16 protein-coding genes and 1 pseudogene are annotated in these 18,575 nt (G+C 58.7%); 13 read left to right on the forward strand and 4 right to left on the reverse strand.

Going from position 1 to position 18,575, the window contains the following annotated elements; genetic code table 11:
* Positions 1-302 precede the first annotated feature (302 nt).
* Both AB5Y82_RS15475 and AB5Y82_RS15480 read left to right on the forward strand, forming a co-directional pair.
* Positions 303-1,094, forward strand: a complete 792-nt coding sequence (locus AB5Y82_RS15475; protein WP_368174195.1) for a transcriptional regulator — start codon at positions 303-305, stop codon at positions 1,092-1,094.
* Positions 1,095-1,104: 10 nt separating this feature from the next.
* Positions 1,105-1,623 carry a hypothetical protein gene (locus AB5Y82_RS15480; RefSeq protein WP_005353702.1) on the forward strand — a complete coding sequence of 173 codons (519 nt, stop codon included), beginning with the start codon at positions 1,105-1,107 and terminating at the stop codon, positions 1,621-1,623.
* On the opposite strand, the gene AB5Y82_RS15485 is transcribed toward AB5Y82_RS15480, so the two are convergent.
* Entirely contained in the window at positions 1,613-2,032 is a 420-nt protein-coding gene (locus tag AB5Y82_RS15485; RefSeq protein WP_368174196.1) for an N-acetyltransferase family protein, read from the reverse strand. The genes AB5Y82_RS15480 and AB5Y82_RS15485 overlap by 11 nt on opposite strands.
* 160 nt (positions 2,033-2,192) lie before the next feature.
* Between AB5Y82_RS15485 and AB5Y82_RS15490 the strand changes: the two genes are divergently transcribed.
* Entirely contained in the window at positions 2,193-2,693 is a 501-nt protein-coding gene (locus AB5Y82_RS15490) for an SRPBCC domain-containing protein (RefSeq protein WP_005334766.1), read from the forward strand.
* A 204-nt stretch (positions 2,694-2,897) separates the two neighbouring features.
* Here the strand turns inward: AB5Y82_RS15490 and glk are convergent.
* Positions 2,898-3,869, reverse strand: a pseudogene (gene glk / locus AB5Y82_RS15495) (glucokinase); the annotation flags it as partial.
* A 347-nt stretch (positions 3,870-4,216) separates the two neighbouring features.
* Here glk and AB5Y82_RS15500 point away from each other — a divergent pair.
* The 3 genes from AB5Y82_RS15500 (at position 4,217) to AB5Y82_RS15510 (ending at position 7,673) form a co-directional block, all read left to right on the forward strand.
* Positions 4,217-5,071 (forward strand): MurR/RpiR family transcriptional regulator, encoded by an 855-nt coding sequence (locus AB5Y82_RS15500; RefSeq protein ID WP_005334759.1) that lies wholly within the window; start codon positions 4,217-4,219, stop codon positions 5,069-5,071.
* A gap of 163 nt (positions 5,072-5,234) precedes the next feature.
* The gene (pyk, locus tag AB5Y82_RS15505) at positions 5,235-6,674 is read left to right on the forward strand and encodes a pyruvate kinase (RefSeq protein ID WP_005362071.1); all 1,440 of its coding nucleotides are present in this window, start codon (positions 5,235-5,237) and stop codon (positions 6,672-6,674) included.
* A 213-nt stretch (positions 6,675-6,887) separates the two neighbouring features.
* Positions 6,888-7,673: a hypothetical protein gene (locus AB5Y82_RS15510; protein ID WP_368174197.1), complete on the forward strand. Its 786-nt coding sequence runs from the start codon at positions 6,888-6,890 to the stop codon at positions 7,671-7,673.
* Between the two features lie 91 nt (positions 7,674-7,764).
* Here the strand turns inward: AB5Y82_RS15510 and AB5Y82_RS15515 are convergent, their stop codons facing one another.
* Both AB5Y82_RS15515 and AB5Y82_RS15520 read right to left on the reverse strand, forming a co-directional pair.
* Positions 7,765-9,516 carry an amidohydrolase gene (locus AB5Y82_RS15515; protein WP_368174198.1) on the reverse strand — a complete coding sequence of 584 codons (1,752 nt, stop codon included), beginning with the start codon at positions 9,514-9,516 and terminating at the stop codon, positions 7,765-7,767.
* A gap of 66 nt (positions 9,517-9,582) precedes the next feature.
* Entirely contained in the window at positions 9,583-10,494 is a 912-nt protein-coding gene (locus AB5Y82_RS15520) for a GyrI-like domain-containing protein (protein ID WP_368174199.1), read from the reverse strand.
* A 154-nt stretch (positions 10,495-10,648) separates the two neighbouring features.
* Between AB5Y82_RS15520 and fliE the strand changes: the two genes are divergently transcribed.
* From fliE to AB5Y82_RS15555, 7 genes are all read left to right on the forward strand, one after another.
* Positions 10,649-10,966 (forward strand): flagellar hook-basal body complex protein FliE, encoded by a 318-nt coding sequence (gene fliE, locus AB5Y82_RS15525; RefSeq protein ID WP_005353687.1) that lies wholly within the window; start codon positions 10,649-10,651, stop codon positions 10,964-10,966.
* A 62-nt stretch (positions 10,967-11,028) separates the two neighbouring features.
* Entirely contained in the window at positions 11,029-12,738 is a 1,710-nt protein-coding gene (gene fliF / locus AB5Y82_RS15530; RefSeq protein WP_005334750.1) for a flagellar basal-body MS-ring/collar protein FliF, read from the forward strand.
* Complete coding sequence (gene fliG / locus AB5Y82_RS15535; protein ID WP_005334749.1) at positions 12,731-13,792, forward strand: flagellar motor switch protein FliG; 1,062 nt, start codon at positions 12,731-12,733, stop codon at positions 13,790-13,792. Before fliF ends, fliG begins: the two co-directional genes overlap by 8 nt.
* A 69-nt stretch (positions 13,793-13,861) precedes the next feature.
* Positions 13,862-14,680: a flagellar assembly protein FliH gene (gene fliH / locus AB5Y82_RS15540; protein WP_111900495.1), complete on the forward strand. Its 819-nt coding sequence runs from the start codon at positions 13,862-13,864 to the stop codon at positions 14,678-14,680.
* A 52-nt stretch (positions 14,681-14,732) separates the two neighbouring features.
* A complete protein-coding gene (gene fliI / locus AB5Y82_RS15545) occupies positions 14,733-16,064 on the forward strand; it encodes a flagellar protein export ATPase FliI (protein ID WP_111900494.1) in 1,332 nt (443 codons plus the stop codon).
* A gap of 27 nt (positions 16,065-16,091) precedes the next feature.
* Positions 16,092-16,532 (forward strand): flagellar export protein FliJ, encoded by a 441-nt coding sequence (gene fliJ / locus AB5Y82_RS15550; RefSeq protein WP_005334746.1) that lies wholly within the window; start codon positions 16,092-16,094, stop codon positions 16,530-16,532.
* Between the two features lie 67 nt (positions 16,533-16,599).
* On the forward strand, positions 16,600-18,528 hold the full coding sequence (locus AB5Y82_RS15555; RefSeq protein ID WP_368174200.1) for a flagellar hook-length control protein FliK: 1,929 nt from the start codon (positions 16,600-16,602) through the stop codon (positions 18,526-18,528).
* The last annotated feature ends 47 nt before the right edge of the window (positions 18,529-18,575 follow it).

The following is an 18,575-nucleotide window of genomic DNA, read 5'->3' on the forward strand; positions in this document are numbered from 1 at the left end:
CGTGAGGGGCAAGGGGCCTTGTCCTGCAGCGTTTTTCGTCATGCCCATGTCACTGTTCAGCTGAGATTGGCGTGACCGCGATACGCGAAACTCGCAGCATCATGCTCTGCCCGATACGCAGTCCGACAGCGCTGGACGCATATTTTCATTTTCCCCGCTCATGCCTGCCTGCATCTATTGTGCCGCTGATCTCGACCCTTTAGAATTTCGTTTAATTACAGCGAGTCCTGAGCCGCCATCTGGCTTTATCAGGTGTGGAATCCCATCTTCTTCATGATGAATGCAAATAACAGGTGGTTGGTATGACGGGGGTTGCGCCAGGCAATAACATATCAGCCTATCACTTCGGTGATTATGTCTTTGATGTCAAAAGGCGAGAGCTGATCTTCTGTGCCGACAAGGACAACTTGCAAAGCGCCCGGGTGGTGCGTTTGTCATCGGCAGAGAGCCTCATTTTCAGCTATCTGCTCGATCACCATGACGAGGTGTGCGACAAGGATCTGTTGCTCGATATCGGCTGGTTGGGTCGCCCCATCAGCCCCAACTCACTGAACGTGGCCATCGCCAATATTCGTCGCCACTTCGCCTCAGCCCCCCAGACGCTGGATATCAGAAGTACCCCGAAAAAAGGGTACTCCCTGCATCTGAACTGCAAGATGAAGAGCTATTACGGCAAGGCACTGCCAACAGAGAGTGAGCCCTTGCCCGAGCCGATGAGCGAGCCCACGCCTGCAGCGGCTGCGCAGCCACCGTCGACATCACCAAGCTCCGACCACGAGGTCATCAAAGAGCCTGCTGCTCCCCGTTCTTTTGGTGAGCGCGCCAAACTTGCCTTTCTCAGCGGTATCGGGCGGCCAATGCTTGCAAGGGGCCTGATATACGTCAATCTGCTACTGGTTGTGCTGGTGGCGTTTGTCGCCAGCTATCTCCATTTCGAGTGGCTCCATGTGCACTGCACCGACTCGCCGACCGGCGTTGTTTGCCAGATGGAGGCACGGAGCGATGTGCCACCAGTCAAACCGGCATCGCTGGTGCTTGTCTCCGGCCACCAGGTTCGCGTGCTTTCCTATAAAGAGCTCGAAAAAACGCTGTAAGGGATCTCTGATGAAACGAACGCTGAAAAATACCTTGCTGCTGTTGCCACTGCTTGTCGTGCTGCTGTTTGTGGTCGGGATGTTTATCAACAGTCTGGGCTGCCATTACGACCTGAAAATGTCGGCCAATGGAGTCAACTATCACGGGGTGTGCCGCTGGGGCAAAATCACCGTGATCGAAGAGGAGGAGGCGACCAGGGAGAAGTGGCGGGTGACCGGTTTTCAACTTACCTTCTTCAACCAGCTTGTTTACCTCATCGACAGTCGTACCCAACTGCACGAATCGGGTAACGATGACTCCTATCTCAATGAGTACAACCTGATCCAGTCGCAATATGCGCTGGTCAACTATGCCTGGGTGCCGCTGACCGAAAACAAGGTGGCAATTTTCCAGCGCGATCCGGTGCACGAGGTCGTGATTGCCCAGCGAGATGGCTGGTTCGATCTCTACCGCTGGTTCTTCCCCCCGGCACCGCTGGTACCTGTTCAGCCGCAAAGCGCAGGTGCCGGGCGTCCCGCTAGTTTCTAAGCAACTTGCACCAGGGACCGGTGACCTCGCAGTGGCCTGTCTCATCACTGTTTTGCCAGCCCAGCCGATGGTAGAAGGCCACTGCCGCCGTGTTGCGGGTCGCAACCTTTAGCGAGCCGTGCGGCGAATCAGCGAGGCCACGCTCCAGCAGGGCGCGCCCTATCCCCTGACCGTGCCAGTCGCTTGACACATAGAGGTGATGGACGAAGTGATCGGGCTGCCAGATGGCGATAAAGCCGCAAATATTGCCCCCCTGCTCGGCTACCCACACCTGTTCACCTTTGGTCTGTTCCTCGAAATCCTCGAGTTGGAAACGGGCTGGATCGACCCAGTGAAAGGTGTGGCTGCGGCTTTTCAAAAACAGCCGAGCCAGTTGTGGAATGTCGTGTTCTTCCATGAGCCGGATCATGATGCCCTCCCGGATCAAGCCAATGTTCATTGAGGCAGCTGCACAGCGGCAGGTTAATCGATGCAAATGACAAGGGTGTGATTAAGCACTGTCCATTGTATTTGCCATGGGGCTATACTGCCGGAGTCCCTTGTATGGATGGCTTGAGGATCGCTGATTTATGGACAATAAACTGATTGAAGGCAACATTTTTGTTCCGGCGCACATAGACGATGTCTGGCACGCCTGGACTACCGAAAGCGGTCTGCGCAGTTTTCTGGCTCCCGAATGTTTGATGGTGGCCGAACCGAATGGTCCTTTCGAGATCTACTTCAGGCCTGATGCCCCGCTGGGTGAACGTGGCAGCGAAGGGTGCCGGGTCATGGCCGTCATGCCCTATGACCTGCTCAGTTTCAGCTGGAATTTCCCGCCCAGCCTACCCCATATCCGCCAGCAAAAGACCCAGGTTTGCCTGCGATTTGTGCCGGAAGGGCAGGGCACTCGCCTCTACTTCCTCCAGAGCGGTTGGGCCAATGATCCGGATTGGGATCAGGGTTATGCCTATTTTCGGGAAGAGTGGCTGGAGACCAGCCTGCCACGGTTGCAGTACCGTTTTACCCACGGTCCCATCGACTGGAACAATCCGCCAGACAAGGCGCAGTTGAAGGCGCTGGCCCAGTAATCCCGGATATCAGACATAAAAAAACCGGCCAAAAGGCCGGTTGAAACAGTTCAGGCTTGTCAGGTGACAAACGTATCCAGCGGATGAGAGTCGCTTTCCACTCCTTGTGAAGCACAACACTCTTGGTTACGTGCGGCTACTTTATGCCATTCACACTGAATCGAGGCTGAACCATGGATCATCCCGCCTCGTTCCCCTCTTCAATCAGATAGTGATCCCCATCGACTGGCGCAAGTAAGCGCCCGCACCGAGCAGCCCCGGCCCTTCATGGGTGATCAGGAACACCGGGATCTCCTTGAGGTAGGACTTGAAGCGCCCCTTGTCTTCAAAGGCGACCCGGAAACCGGAACCGGTAAAGAACTCCTGGAAGCGCGGTACTATGCCACCTGCGATATAGACGCCGCCAAAGGTACCCATATTGAGGGCCAGATTGCCGGCAAAGCGGCCCATCAGCACGCAGAACAGGCCCAGGGTGCGACGGCAATCGAGGCACTCCCCGGCCAGTGCGCGCTCGGTAATGTCTTTGGGGGCGAACGGTTCTGGCTCACGGCCATCGGATTTCACCAGCCCGCGATAGAGATTGACCAGGCCCGGGCCGGAGAGGAAACGCTCTGCCGAGACATGGCCCAATTCGCCTCGCATTACTTGCAGCACCGCATCTTCCTCTTCGGTGTTGGCAGCAAAATCCACGTGACCACCTTCACCCGGCAGGCTCAGCCACTGCTCACCCGCCTTGACCAGATGGGCGACCCCAAGGCCGGTACCCGCACCATAGATGGCGATGGGCTTGCCCGCTACCGGCGCGGCGCCGCCAAGCTGGATGCGATCCGATTCAGCCAATACCGGCACCGCCATCGAGACCGCAGTAAAGTCGTTGATCACTTGCAGGCGTGCCAGCCCGAGATTGCTCTGCATCTCGCTGATGGAGAACTCCCAGCTGTGGTTGGTCATGGCAACCCAGTCACCGTTGATGGGGCAGGCGATGGCGATGCAGGCTTCAGCCACCTGAACCTTGTGTTCCTCCAGATAGAGGCGTACCACGGCTTCAAGGCTGGGATGGGCCAGACCTGAGTAGGTCTTTGCCTGAGAGATAGTACCTGTGGCCAGCTCACACAGGGCCAGACGCGCATTGGTGCCGCCGACATCGCCGACCAGCGCATGGGTATGCTGCATAACAACTCCTTCGTTACAGGATGGGGACGACTCTAGTGTCCCGAGATTATTGTTGGATTATGACGGCCCATTCTATCCGAGCTCAGGCTTGCTCACTCGCCGGATCGATACAAACGTGCGCCTGCTCACAGTGTTGTTGCTTTGCAACATTTGTAAGCGCTTTCATGGCAAGGTGACGTTTTGTAACGAAAAGTACGAAATAATTAGAGATGAGTCATACTTTGTATGGCAGGCGTTAGTTGCGATAACCGCTTGTCTTGTATAGTCCTTAGCTTGAATGGAAACTTGCTTAGCCGTAGATTGAGTGCAAAGACACTGAAGCTAAATTACAAAAACGCCTGGTGGTGATGATGAATACCCTTGATAAAATTACGAACAACTTGGAAAGTTTCAGTAAATCAGAACGCAAGGTTGCCGAGGTGATCCTGGCGTCTCCCCAGACCGCCATCCACTCCAGCATCGCTGCTCTGGCCAAGATGGCCGACGTCAGTGAACCGACCGTCAACCGCTTTTGCCGCCGTCTCGATACCAAGGGCTTTCCTGATTTCAAACTCCATCTGGCCCAGAGCCTGGCCAATGGCACCCCTTACGTAAATCGTCATGTGGAAGCGGAAGATGGGCCTGATACCTACACCGCCAAGATCTTCGAATCCACCATGGCCTGTCTGGATGCTGCCAAAAACAGCCTGGATATCTCTGCCATCAACCGCTGTGTCGATATCCTGACCCAGTCCAAGAAGATCAGCTTCTTCGGCCTTGGCGCCTCCTCCGCCGTTGCCCGCGATGCCCAGAACAAATTCTTTCGCTTCAACATTCCGGTAGTGAGCTTTGACGATATCGTCATGATGCGCATGAGCTGCATCAACAGCAGCGAAGGGGATGTGGTGGTGCTCATCTCCCACACCGGCCGCACCAAGGCGTTGGTCGAGATCGCCGCGCTGGCTCGCGAGAACGACGCCACCGTGATCGGCATGACCGCCAAGGACTCCCCGCTGGCCCGCGAGTGCAATCTGGTGCTCTCCATGGATGTGCCGGAAGATACCGATGTCTATATGCCGATGGCATCCCGCATCGCCCAGCTGGCGCTGGTGGATGTGCTGGCGACCGGTTTTACCCTGCGCCGGGGGATGAAATTTCGCGAAAATCTGAAGAAAGTAAAAGAGGGATTGCGCGAATCCCGCTTCGAAACCCCGCACTCTTCCTGAACCGTCGGGGGCTCCGGCCCCCGACTGTCTATGCCACCCGCCTTGGTGTAGTATTGTAATTTAATAACAAAAACCACCCAGATGGTTTGTAAACGGGTGCATCGAGCCATGGGCTTGATGGGGCAGAATCTCAAGTCATATCAACTTCATATTGGAGTCTTTCATGCCTAGACGTACAAAGATTGTAACCACACTCGGTCCGGCTACCGACCGCGAAGGGATCCTCGAAGGGATCATCCGCGCCGGGGCCGACATGGTGCGGATGAACTTCTCTCACGGCACTGCTGAAGACCATATCCTGCGCGCCAATCAGGTGCGTGACATTGCTGCCAAGCTCGGTCGTCACGTCGCCATCATGGGTGATCTGCAAGGCCCGAAAATCCGTGTTTCCACTTTCAAGGATGGCAAAATCTATCTGGCCATCGGTGACAAGTTCATTCTCGATGCGGCACTCGGCAAGGGTGAAGGTTGTCAGGAGCAGGTCGGTATCGACTACAAGAGCCTGCCAGACGATGTGGTACAGGGCGACATCCTGCTGCTGGACGATGGTCGTGTGCAGCTGAAGGTCGAGCAGGTTGAAGGCACCCGCATTCACACCACGGTGACCGTGGCCGGGCCGCTCTCCAACAACAAGGGCATCAACAAGAAAGGGGGCGGTCTCTCCGCTCCGGCCCTGACCGAGAAAGACAAGGAAGACATCAAGACCGCTGCCCGCATGAATGTGGACTATCTGGCTGTCTCCTTCCCGCGCTGTGGCGATGATCTGCGTTACGCCCGCGAGCTGGCCCGCGAAGCCGGTTCCAATGCCAAGATCGTGGCCAAGGTTGAGCGTGCCGAAACCGTTGCCACCGATGAGGCGATGGAAGACATCATCCTCGGTTCCGATGCTGTGATGGTCGCCCGTGGCGATCTGGGTGTCGAGATCGGTGACCCCGAGCTGGTTGGCGTACAGAAGAAGCTGATCCGCCACTCCCGTCGTCTGAACCGCGTGGTGATCACCGCGACCCAGATGATGGAGTCGATGATCAATGCGCCGCTGCCGACTCGTGCAGAGGTCATGGACGTGGCCAACGCCGTGCTGGATGGTACAGATGCGGTGATGCTCTCAGCCGAGACCGCCGCAGGGCAATTCCCCATCGAGACCGTGACCTCCATGGCGAGCGTCTGTGTCGGTGCCGAGAAGCACCCGAGCCTGAACGTCTCCAACCACCGCATGAGCTACACCTTCACTTCCGTTGAAGAAGCTGTAGCCATGTCCACCATGTATGCGGCCAACCACCTGGAAGGGGTCAAGGCGATCGTGGCACTGACCGAGTCCGGCACCACGCCGCTGCTGATGTCCCGTATCAGCTCCGGTCTGCCGATCTTCGCCATGTCTCCCCACAACAAGACCCTGGCCTGGACCAATCTCTACCGTGGCGTCACTCCGGTGATGTTTGACGGTGACGAGACCAAACCGGTCTACGAAGTGTGCCGCGATGCGCTGGCCGTGCTCAAGGAGAAGGGGCTGCTGCAGAGCGGCGACATGGTGCTGCTGACTCACGGTGACAAGATGGAAACCGTGGGCAGTACCAACACCTGCAAGGTGATGATGGTCGAATAAGCCCGTCCGGTTTCACTGTGCTTAACAAGGCTGCTCCTCTTTGATGAGCAGCCTTTTTGTTAACCGCTGTCGGGCTGTGGCGGTATAAACAGGACTCAATGATTGCTTAACCGGATTCCCCTTCCGATAATGCGGGGGTGATTTTCAGCGGGTAGCCTGTTGTAGGTGGTCGCCCCAGGTAACCCAGACACTCGACAATACGGGAGTGAAAAAATGAACAAGCGTAACTGGTTGCTGGCCTTGTCACTGAGTCTGGCCTTCTCACCCTGTTATGCCGACTGGGCCAAGCTCAAGGCCGCAGCGTCCGATCTCGGAGCGGCAGTGAGCGAGACCAGCAAGGAGGTGTGGCAGGATGTCAGCGATTTCTCCAAAAAGAGCTGGGCTTCCATCTCTGCATGGGGAGAGGATGCCTTCAATACCGCCGGGGTCTGGACCGACAAGAGCATCGCGACCGGCAAGGAGTGGCTGAAGGCGGCCGACAAGGAGCTCAACGAGATGCTCAACCCCAAGACGGCGAAAGAGGCGAGGAGCGCGCTCAATACCATGGCCGACACTGCGCTGATCCGGTTGTTCAACGAGCAGCCATCAGCCAAGTTGTTGTTTGACAAGGCTTATGGCTATGCAGTGTTCGATTCGCGCAAGTTCTCCCTGATGCTGCATACCAATCAGGGGGCCGGGGTGGCGGTCAATCGCAAAACCGGCAAGCACACCTATATGAAGATGTTTGGAGCGGGTTTGGCGGCCGGGATTGGCGGCAAGTTCTATCAGCAGGTGATCCTGTTTGAAGACAAGGCCAGATTCGATGCTTTCGTGACCCAGGGGTGGGAGGCTACCTCCGAAGTGGGCGTGGTGGCCGGCAAGGAGAGCGCCGAGCTGACCGCCAAATACAATGGCGGCATGGCCATCTACCAGATTGGCGAGAAGGGCTTGCTGCTCGATGCCAATATCTCCGGCTCCAAGTACTGGATTGACAAGGAGCTGACTGAAACGAGCCGCTAATCCTGTCGTTATCGGTTGCTCACTGCACGCCATACGCTTGTCGTGATCTCGCAAACAGGCCCGCAGTGCGGGCCTGTTTGTTCTCTCTGTGTCAGTGGGCTGAATAGACCTGCCTGCCCTTGAACATGGTCCAGAGCACCTTGGTCTCCTTGATCTCTTCGCTTGCTACCTGTTCCAGATTGCGATCCAGCAAGATCAGGTCAGCACTCTTGCCCGCGCTGATGGAGCCAATCTCCTTCTCCCGTCCAATTACCTTGGCGGCGTTGAGGGTATAGGCCTGCAAGATGGCCTGACGGCTGATCTGCTCGCTGGCGGGGGGCAGCAAGCCAAGCTCCCCTTGACGAGTGATTGCGGTATACATGGCGAGGAAAGGGTTGGGGCTGGAGACCGGCCAGTCACTGGCGCCGGCGATAATGGCGCCGCTTTGCAGCAAGCTGCCTGCCGGATAGAGGCGGGCTAGCAGTGCCGGGGGCACTTTTCCTTCAAGCAGCAGGGTGGTCGCCACGTTTTTCCCGGCCCACAACAGTTGCATCGATGCGGCCACATTGAGTGGTTTGAAACGGGCAATGCTGGCCGGGCTCACCACCTCCAGATGGGTGATGCTGTGCAGCAAGCGGTGATCCTGATAGTGGGCCAGGGCATAGGCGATGGCATCGAGGGATTCACGGACGGCCCGATCGCCGATGGCATGAAAGTGAGCGATAAGTTGATGGGCATCCGCGGTGCGGATCAGCTCGTTGAAACGCTGCTTGTCCAGATCGTCCTTGCCGCTGTAACCGGGACGGTTGAGGTAGGGTTCGCTCAACTTGGCGGTCTGGGATGGATACTCGATGACACCATCTTGCAGGATCTTGATCCCCACCAGTTTAACGTCCGGGGCATCTTGAAACTGCTGTTGCAGCGCCAATACGTCATCAATGATGGCGGGTGATGCATGTATCCCCACCAGTGCCAGTGCGGACACATGTCCGGTCAGCTTGCCTTCCCGGGAGAGCATGCTGTACGCCGGCAGCAGGCCGGTATTGCGGCGATCCGGCTCGGCGTTGAAGATGGGGGCGAGGGGGCGAATGTTGCTGATAGGGTCCATCCAGGCGGTAATGCCCACCTGATTGAGTTGTTTGGCGGCAGTCATGATGGCACTGGCAATCGTCTCGTCGCTGACAGGAGGCAGCGCCTTGAGGATGGTATCCCAGCCGCCTTCCGAGGCAAAGCCATTGAGCTTGCCGGATGGGGTGAGGCCAAAATTGCCTTTCAGCGGAGCATAACGACCGGCAAGGGTGTCGGCATCAATGCCAGCCTTGCGCAGCATGGCCTGATTGGCCCAACCGGTGTGGGCATCCGAACCTGCCAGCACTACCGGGATCTGCCGGTATTGCGGGCCATTGAACACCTGATCGAGCAGGGGAAGCTGATGCCAATAGTCGAGGGAGACATTGCTGTATAGCTCTACATCGCCCAGTGTCAGGCGGGGATCATCCTTGCTGAGGGTCAGAAATTGTTGCACCTGCTCAACCTCACTCATGGCGTCAGGAAAGTTAACCGTCATCCCCTGAAAACCGGCAAATGCCGCATGAACATGGCTATCGATGAGCCCCGGCATCAGGTACTTTCCTTTCAGATCAAGACGCTTGGCATGGTTGCCGAGGCGGGCGCTGACCTCCTGATAGCTGCCGACTGCCACTATCTTTTTACCTTCAATGCCGACCGCTTCCGGGTGAGGGTTCGCCGGATCACCACTGTAGATGGTGCCGCCAAAGATCAGTGTCTGGCTCTGTGACTGGGCATTGGTGGCAGCGGGAAGCGTTACCAGCAGGCTGGCTAGAAACAGCGTTTTGATATTCATGGGCATGACTCCGTCGCTTCGGTGCCCGAAGGCACCGAAGTGGGTAAATGGAAATGAGGTATCGGCTTATCGGTTGATCAGCGGGATACAGATATCAAACACGTAATGATCCCGGTCGGGGTCCGTGCCTGCGTGATATTGCTCGTAACACGGACGATCGTCGCAGTTCAGCCCTTGGCCCACTACCCAGCGAAACGCCGTCTCCCAGCAGGCAATCAGTTGATCGCAGCGAGCGATAAACTGACAAACCGCATAGGGGCCCGCGGCGATGGTCTGGGTGGTTAACTGGCGCCCAGCGGGGATCTCTGGCCCCAGCTCGATGCAGACGTCAGTACGGCAACGGGTCTCATCGGTGATATCGGGGATATCCCAATAGAGACTCAGGGTACCCGCCGGTGTCATCGCCTCGTCTGAGGCGAACAGCGCGAGCAAATCCCGATGAGCTTGCTCGCAGGTCTCTTTGCCATAGGGGCCCAGGCGGCGCATGTACGCCACGCGCCGGGTGGGCATCTGCCTGACGCTAGCCCCCTGCAACAGACCCGGGTGTTCGGTGACCGGGTGCATGACCAGGCCATCATAGGTGTCAAAGGGAAGGGGATCGTTTCCAATCTTGCTTTTCCAGTTTCCCCCCTGCTGCTGGCGGTATTCCGAAGGGCTCATGGCGAAGTGCAGGCGAAAGGCCTTGGCGAAATTCTGCGAGCTGGAGAACCCGGCGGCCAGGGCGAGGGTGGTGATGTCGCTCTGGGGGGAGGCGAGCAAGCGACGGGCAGCGCGCTCCATACGCAGACGCCGGGTAAATCCGGCAATGGTCTCGCCGACCATCGTCTTGAAAATACGGTGGAAGTGGAAGGTGGAAATGGCTGCCGCTGCTGCGACCTCATCCAGGCCCGGATTGTCATCCAGATGGTGGCTGATGTAGTCCATCGCCTTGAACACGGGTTTGCGATAATCCAGAGCGGACTCCTTGCCAGCCAGCAAAAGTGGGCGTCAGAGTCGGATTTAATCAGAGCCACCTGCCGTTGTCGAACCCGTCCGGCCTGGTCTGGCCACTCATCCGCGTCGCGCTTTTAACGCATTGGCACTCTAATTGCTTGTTGCATGCCAGCGTCAATGATTTGTCTGGGGATGGAAAATGGAAATTAGTGCAAGCAGCCTGATGCAAGAGATGCAGGCGCTCAAGATCGAAGCAGGCGCAACGCCGCTGGCACAACCCGGTCGTCAGGTAACCTCCGACTTTGGTCTGCTGCTGCAACAGGCGCTTGGCAACGTCAACGAGCTGCAAGGGGCCGCCAATGACCTGCGTACCCGTTTCGACATGGGCGACAAGTCGGTGGATCTGGCCGAGGTGATGATCGCGGGCCAAAAATCGTCCATCGCCTTTGAAGCCACGGTACAGGTGCGCAACAAGATGGTCGATGCCTACAAAACCATCATGAACATGCCGGTATAAGCGACGCCAATAAACCATGACGACTGAACATCATGAACATGTCAGCAATAAGGACATAAATCGTGGCTACTGACCAAAACGGCGATCTGCTGATAAACGATGAGGGCACCGCCGCCCTCGATGAAAATGAGCAGAAGAGTTCGGCGCTGGGCTTCCTGTCCAACACCGATGTGCTGCGGCAAATCACCCTGATCCTGGGGCTTGCCATCTGTCTGGCCATTGCGGTGTTTATCCTGCTGTGGGGCAAGGAGCCGGATATGCGTCCCCTCGGCACCTACACCACCCAGGAGCTGGTGAAGACTCTCGATTTCCTCGATCAGCAGAAGATCCCCTACGAGGTGGATGGCAAGAGCGTGCTGGTCAACGCCGAAAGTTACCCCACTATCCAGTTGGCCCTGACCCGTGCCGGTCTTGCCAATGCCACCGATAGCAACATCGGTGGTGAAGATATCCTGCTGAAAGATTCCAGTTTCGGCGTCAGCCAGCGGATGGAGAGTGAACGTCTGAAGCTGAGCCGCGAGCGCCAGCTGGCGAGCGCCATCGAGCAGTTCCAGAATGTGGCCAAGGCCCAGGTGCTGCTGGCTATCCCGAAAGACAACGTGTTTGCCCGCAACGAACGCAAACCCAGTGCCACCGTGGTGCTCAACCTGAAAGGGGCGGCGCTGGGGCAGGGGGAGGTGGACTCCATCGTCGATATGGTGGCTTCCGCCGTACATGGCCTTGAGCCGACCCGCGTCACCGTCACCGACCAGAATGGCCGCCTGCTCAACTCCGGCTCGCAAGACCCGATCTCGGCCCAGACTCGCAAAGAGTTTGCCATGCAGCAGAAGCAGGAGCTGGAGTACAAACAAAAAATTGACGCCATCCTGATCCCGGTGCTGGGGGCCGACAACTATACGGCGGAAGTGGATCTCTCTCTCGACTTCTCCCAGCAGGAGCAGACCCGCAAGACTTACAACCCTGACCTGCCTGCAGTGCGCTCCGAAATGACCATGGAAGAGAACAGCGCCAGCGGCAGCAACGGTGGTGTGCCCGGCGCCCTCTCCAACCAGCCCCCTGCCGCCTCCAATATTCCCGAGGAGGCGACCGGTGGTGATGGTGCCAGCGCTGCCGCTTCGGGCCGTTCCCGCAAAGAGGCAACTCGCAACTTCGAACTGGATACCACCGTCAGCCATACCCGTCGCCAGATGGGAGGCATTCGCCGCATGACCGTCTCGGTTGCCGTGGATTACAAAGCGGTACCCGGTGCCGACGGGGCTGTGACTCGTGAGGCGCGCACCCAGGCAGAACTCGATACATTGCGTCGTTTGCTGAGCGGTGGCCTTGGCTTTGATGTGACCCGTGGTGATACCCTTGAGGTGGTCGCGATTCCGTTCAATCGCCCAGAGCTGGATACCGTGGCCGAAGTGCCGCTCTACGATCAGCCCTGGTTCTGGCGTGCGGTGCGGATTGCCGCCTCGGTACTGGTGATCATCGTCTTGATCGTCACCGTGGTTCGCCCCATGCTCAAGCGACTGCTCTATCCGGATGCCAAACCGGAAGGGGAAGTGGATTTCGACAACCACACCGTACTGGGTGGCGACGACGAGTTGAGTCTGCTGTCAGCACAAGTCGAGAACGATCAGGTATTTGGTGTACGCGATGGCCAGCTGAAACTGCCGGACCTGCACCGTGATGAAGACTTGCTCAAGGCGGTACGTGCGCTGGTGGCGAACGAGCCGGATCTGGCCGCTCAGGTCATTAAAGAATGGGTAACGAACAAAGATGCCTGAAGAAAAGAAGAGTCAAGTCACCGGCAATGACATCACTGACAGTCAGCGCCAGATCCTCGACCAGATGTCGGGGATGGAGATGGCCGCGGTGCTGATGCTGAGCCTCAATGAAGAGGATGCCGCCCAGATCTTCCGTCATCTCGAGCCCAAGCAGGTGCAGCGGCTCGGTATGTCGATGGCCTCCATGTCCGACTTCAGTCACGATCGGGTGGCGGCGGTGCACCGTCAATTCATCGACGATATCCAGAAGTACACCAACATCGGTATCGGCAGCGAAGACTTCGTGCGCAAGGCGTTGGTGGCGGCCCTTGGCGAGGACAAGGCGAGCAATCTGGTGGATCAGATCATTCTCGGTTCCGGCGCCCGCGGCCTCGATTCGCTCAAGTGGATGGATGCACGTCAGGTGGCCAGCATCATCCAGAACGAACACCCGCAGATCCAGACTATCGTGCTCTCCTATCTGGAGCCGGAGCAATCCGCCGAGATCCTGAGCCAGTTCCCCGAGCAGGTGCGCCTCGATCTGGTGATGCGTATCGCCAACCTGGAAGAGGTACAACCGGCGGCGCTGCAAGAGCTGAACGACATCATGGAGAAACAGTTCGCCGGTGCGGCGGGTGCCCAGGCAGCCAAGATGGGCGGCCTGAAGGCTGCGGCCAACATCATGAACTACCTCGACACCAACATCGAAGGTCAGCTGATGGACTCCATCCGCGAGTCGGACGAGGAGATGAGCCAGCAGATCCAGGATTTGATGTTCGTGTTCGAGAACCTTATCGATGTGGACGACCGCGGCATCCAGACCATGCTGCGGGAAGTGCCGGGGGATCTGCTGCAACGGGCCCTCAAGGGCTCGGACGATCAGATGCGCGAGAAGATCTTCAAGAACATGTCCAAGCGTGCCGCCGAGATGCTGGCAGACGATCTGGAGGCCATGGGGCCGATCCGGGTTTCCGAAGTGGAAGCCGCCCAGAAGGAGATCCTCTCCATTGCCCGTCGTCTGGCGGATGCCGGCGAGATCATGCTGGGTGCCGGTGGCGGCGAGGAGTTCCTCTAAGCCATGGGCCAGAAACTCTACGGTTGCGCCGGGACTGTATCCGGCGGTGGCGAGGAGCTGCGCTAATCCATGAACAACAAACTGCGTGGCTATGTGCGGCCTGACGGGGACGATGCCCGGATCGAAACCTGGGGTTGGCCCGAGATGGAGGTCGAGGCCGAGGTCGAGACCAACGCTCTCGGCCTGGCTCCCGACTGGTATCAGCAGGAAGAAGAGGTCGTCGAGCCGGAGCCCGAACAGGAGCCGGCCCCGAGCATCACCGCCGAAGAGCTTGAAGCGATCCGTCAGGCCGCCTGGGAAGAGGGGATGGCCGAGGGGCGCGAGTCCGGTTATGCCAAAGGGATGGAAGAGGGCAAGCTGGAAGGCTTGCAACAGGGCCACTCTGCCGGTCTCGAACAGGGGCGCGAGGAGGGGCTGGCCATGGGCCGCGAGCTGGTGGAGCAGGAGATCGCCCACTGGCAGGGGCTCGCCACCCGCCTTGCCAATCCGCTTAACGAGCTGGAGCAGGCGGTGGAGCAGCAGTTGGTCTCGCTGGTGATGCAACTGGCCCGCGCGCTCATTCGTCACGAAGCGGAGACCTCCCCCCGCATTTTGCTGGAGGCGCTCAAAGAGGGGCTGGCCTTGCTGCCTGCCGCCGAACAGGGGGTGACTCTGATGTTGCATCCTGACGATATAGCGCGAATCGAACAGGCATTTGGCGCCGAAGAGTGCGCCAAGCGCCACTGGCGATTGCAGAGCGATCCCACCCTCTCCCCCGGCGATCTGCAACTGGCTACCGAGCTCTCCAGCATCGATCTGACCCTCTCCGGTCGCATCGATCAGTTGCTGCGCAACTTCTTGCGGGACAATGCGTCGCAGAAACCGGCTTCGCCGGACTCACGCCCATAACCGATGCCGGACGTTGCCGTCCGGCTGCACTTTTTAGCTCTCAGGAGGCCAGATGAGCGGCTCGCTACTGAACCGGTTGCAAGGGTACAAGGTACGCGACAGCGCCCCCAAACCGCCGGTCGCCGGCAAATTGACCCGGGTGGTGGGGCTGACCCTCGAAGCCATTGGCTGCCGCGCCGCCATCGGTGCTCTCTGCCGCATCGATACCCTTGATGGGACGCTGGAGGCTGAAGTGGTCGGTTTTTCTGGCGATCGCCTCTATCTGATGCCGAGCGAGCAGCTCAAGGGGGTGATCCCCGGTGCCCGGGTGGTGCCCATCACCGAAGAGCACGGCATTCCGGTTGGGATGAACCTGCTTGGTCGGGTCATCGACGGCATTGGTCAGCCACTCGATGGGCTCGGCCCCATTCTCTCCTCCCAGACCGTGCAGTTTGCCCCGCACCGCATCAACCCGCTCTCTCGCCGCCCGATCCATCAGCCGATGGACGTGGGGGTGCGCGCCATTAACGCCGTGCTGACGGTGGGTCAGGGCCAGCGGATGGGGCTGTTTGCCGGTTCCGGTGTCGGTAAATCGGTGCTGCTTGGCATGATGACCCGTGGCTCGGTGGCGGATGTGGTGGTGGTCGGCCTCATCGGTGAACGGGGCCGGGAGGTGAAAGAGTTTATCGAGGACATTCTGGGCGAGGAGGGGCGAGCCCGCTCCGTGGTGGTAGCGGCTCCCGCTGATGCCTCGCCGCTGATGCGGCTCAAGGGGTGTGAAACGGCGCTGGCCATTGCCGAATATTTCCGCGATCAGGGGCTTAATGTGCTGCTCTTGATGGATTCGCTGACCCGTTATGCCCAAGCCCAGCGTGAAATCGCGCTGGCGGTGGGCGAGCCGCCTGCAACCAAGGGTTATCCGCCCTCGGTATTTGCCAAATTACCGGCGCTGGTGGAGCGGGCGGGTAACGGCAGTGACGGCCAGGGCTCCATCACCGCCTTCTTCACCGTCCTGACCGAGGGGGATGACCTGCAAGATCCCATTGCCGATGCTGCGCGGGCGATCCTCGATGGCCACATAGTGCTGTCGCGCGAGCTGGCTGATGCGGGCCACTATCCGGCCATCGATATCGAGAAGTCCATCAGCCGGGTTATGCCCATGGTGACCTCGCCGGAACATATGGATCTGGCGCGCACCCTCAAGCAGTTCTACTCCCTCTATCAGCAGAACCGGGATCTCATCACCATCGGTGCCTACAGTCAGGGTTCCGATCCTCGTATTGACCGCGCCATCATTCAAAAACCCTATCTGGATCAGTTCTTGCAGCAGGGGATGCGCGAGGTCATTCACTACGATGATGGCCTGCAAGCCTTGCAGATGGTGGCGATGCCATTGATGCGCTGATGATGGTCGGTAACAGAGAGGTCGACGATGAGTAAAGGGTTGGTATTGTTGGCCGATCGGCTGGTGGAAGCGGAGCAGCAGTGTGCGCTGGCACTGGTGAAGGCGCAGCAGGATCTCAAGCTGTTCATGGATCAGCAAAATGCCCTCAACCAGTACCGCCAGATCTATCACCAGCAGTGGACCGATCGCGGCCTGCAGGGGATTTCACCCCAGCAAAACACCCAGTATCACGCCTTTATCAACAAGCTCGAACAGGCAGCGACCCAGCAGTACGAAGGGGTGTTGCAGGTGCGTCAGGCGCTGGAACAACGCCGTGAAGAGTGGCTGGCTGCCCAGCAGCGGCGCAAGGCGGTGGAGCTGTTGCTGGAGAAGCAGGCGAGCCGCGAGCAGCAGAAAGCCCAGCGTCAGGAGCAGAAGATGCTGGATGAGTACGCCATGTTGCGGCGCTTTCATCAATCTGGCCTGTAACTTGCTTTGATCTGGACATTGTCGGCGGCCATCTCTTTGGGGGCCACCAGAATTCAGGGATCCCATCATGATGCAGACACTGTTGACACAAACGCCTTCGGCTCCGGCCAATGGATTGGACAAAGCGCCTCTGAGCGGTTCCGTCGAGAGCAAAAGTATCGATGGGGGAACCGGCAGCGACAGCAAGGGTGATTTCGCCACCCTGATTGCCAAGGCCTGGGACAGCGAACAGGGCGCTGCCGAGGCTACTCAGGGCGGTAACCATGTCCGATCAGCCAAATCTTTGGCGACCGAAAGCGCCTCTCCCAAAGAGGAGACCGGCAAGGAGCAGGATCCTGACGCCGACAACAAGGTGGAGGAGGTCCCTGCCACCGACTTTCTACTGCGCCTGCAAGACTCCCTCAAGCTCGATACCTCGCTAGTGACACCCCAGCTGGCGGTGGCGGCCCAACAGAGCGCCACTGCGGTAGACGGCAATCCGTTGCCGCAAGAGGGTGAGCTGGAGGGGATTGCGCTTGATGACGGCGAGCAGACCCCTGCCGCTGCCAGAATTGCCAGCCAGCTTGCCGGTCAGAACGGGGCGCAGTCGCCGCTGGCGACGACCGCCAATTCGACTCTTGATACCACCGTATCGTCTTCAGCGGCGCGAGTGGTGGCGCAGGGCGATGCCTCTGCTGCCGTTCTCTCCTCTGAAGGTGAAGATGCAGCCACTACTACGGATAGGCAGTCCGGGGAGAAAGCCTCTGTCAAGGGAGAAACCCTCGGAGCAGATGGCAAGCACTCCAAGCCCCTCACGGGGGCCGAGCGGATGGCTCAGCTGGCCAAGGTGCTGCCGGTCGATGAGTCGGCAAACACCGCCAAATCCGCGGAGTCTCTCGCTGCAAAAGAGGCTGGCGACAGCAAATCCGATCCCGCCGCCAGCAATGCTTTGACTAACAAGGGGCAGGCGACGCAAGCCGCGACTCAGGGGGCTGCGCTCAAGGCCTTCAGCGAGGGGCTCAAGCAGTCTGAGGCGGGCGCTGCAACTACTTCAGCAACTGCGGATGGAAGTGGGGTAGCTGGCAAGGGGGCAGAAAAGAGTGCTGCCGAGGGAAGCCTGCAGCCAGCCACCGCCGCCAATCAAGGTTCGGCGCCCGTGACGACGGCGCAGAGTGCCGCAGAAAGTGCCGCAGCCCAGAGCAGCGTAACGGCAACTGCGACGGCTCAGACCGATAGTGCTGCCGCCCCCGTGATGGTGGCGCCGCAGCAGGTGTTGGCACAGGCTGAATCTCAAGGGCCGCAAGCGCCGCTGTCGACCATTTCAGCCGGCATCAAGCAGATGGAAGTGACCGGCACCGACGAGGTGCGCAAAGCGGTTTCGCTTGAGGTAAAACCGAAGGCCGGTGAGGCGGAGAAGAGCCTGGTTGCGGCGACATCGAGCGGTGAGAGCAGCCAGAACCAGACTGTTCAGCATGGCCAAAACAGCCAAACTCAGCCACAGGTAGCCGATAGCCGGGCGCCCGCCGCTGAGACAACGCTACGCCGTGAGCCGCAGAATTTACCCCATTTGAAACTGGCCAGTCAGGAGGCGCCTGCCGAATTGCACCAGAAGGTCAATGTGATGCTGGCCGAAAAACTGCAACAGGCGGAAATTCAGCTCGACCCCCTCGGCCTTGGCAAGATGAAGATCCAGATCCAGATGGGGGCCGACAGCCAGGCCAACGTCCATTTTGTGGTACAACATGGACAGACCCGCGAGATGCTGGAGCAGGCGATGCCCCGGCTGCGTGACATGCTGGCAGGGCAGGGGATCCAGCTTGGTCAGACGCAGGTACAGCAGCAGTCGCAACAACAACAGCAACAGGGCCAGCCCACCTTTAACGGGCAGGGGCAGCAAGGTCAGAGTAGTGGTCAGCCGCGGTCCGGTAACGGGCTGGTTGAAGGGGAACTCACCACTTCCAACCCCAGTTTGCTGGTGGAATCGACAAACGGTTCCGGAATTGATTTCTATGCTTGATGCAATCCCGAGTAAGTTTATGATATCGAACAAGTTTGAGACTAGGG

It is taken from the genome of Aeromonas sp. s13 (genome assembly GCF_040907905.1).
GTDB classification, from domain to species: Bacteria; Pseudomonadota; Gammaproteobacteria; order Enterobacterales; family Aeromonadaceae; genus Aeromonas; species Aeromonas veronii.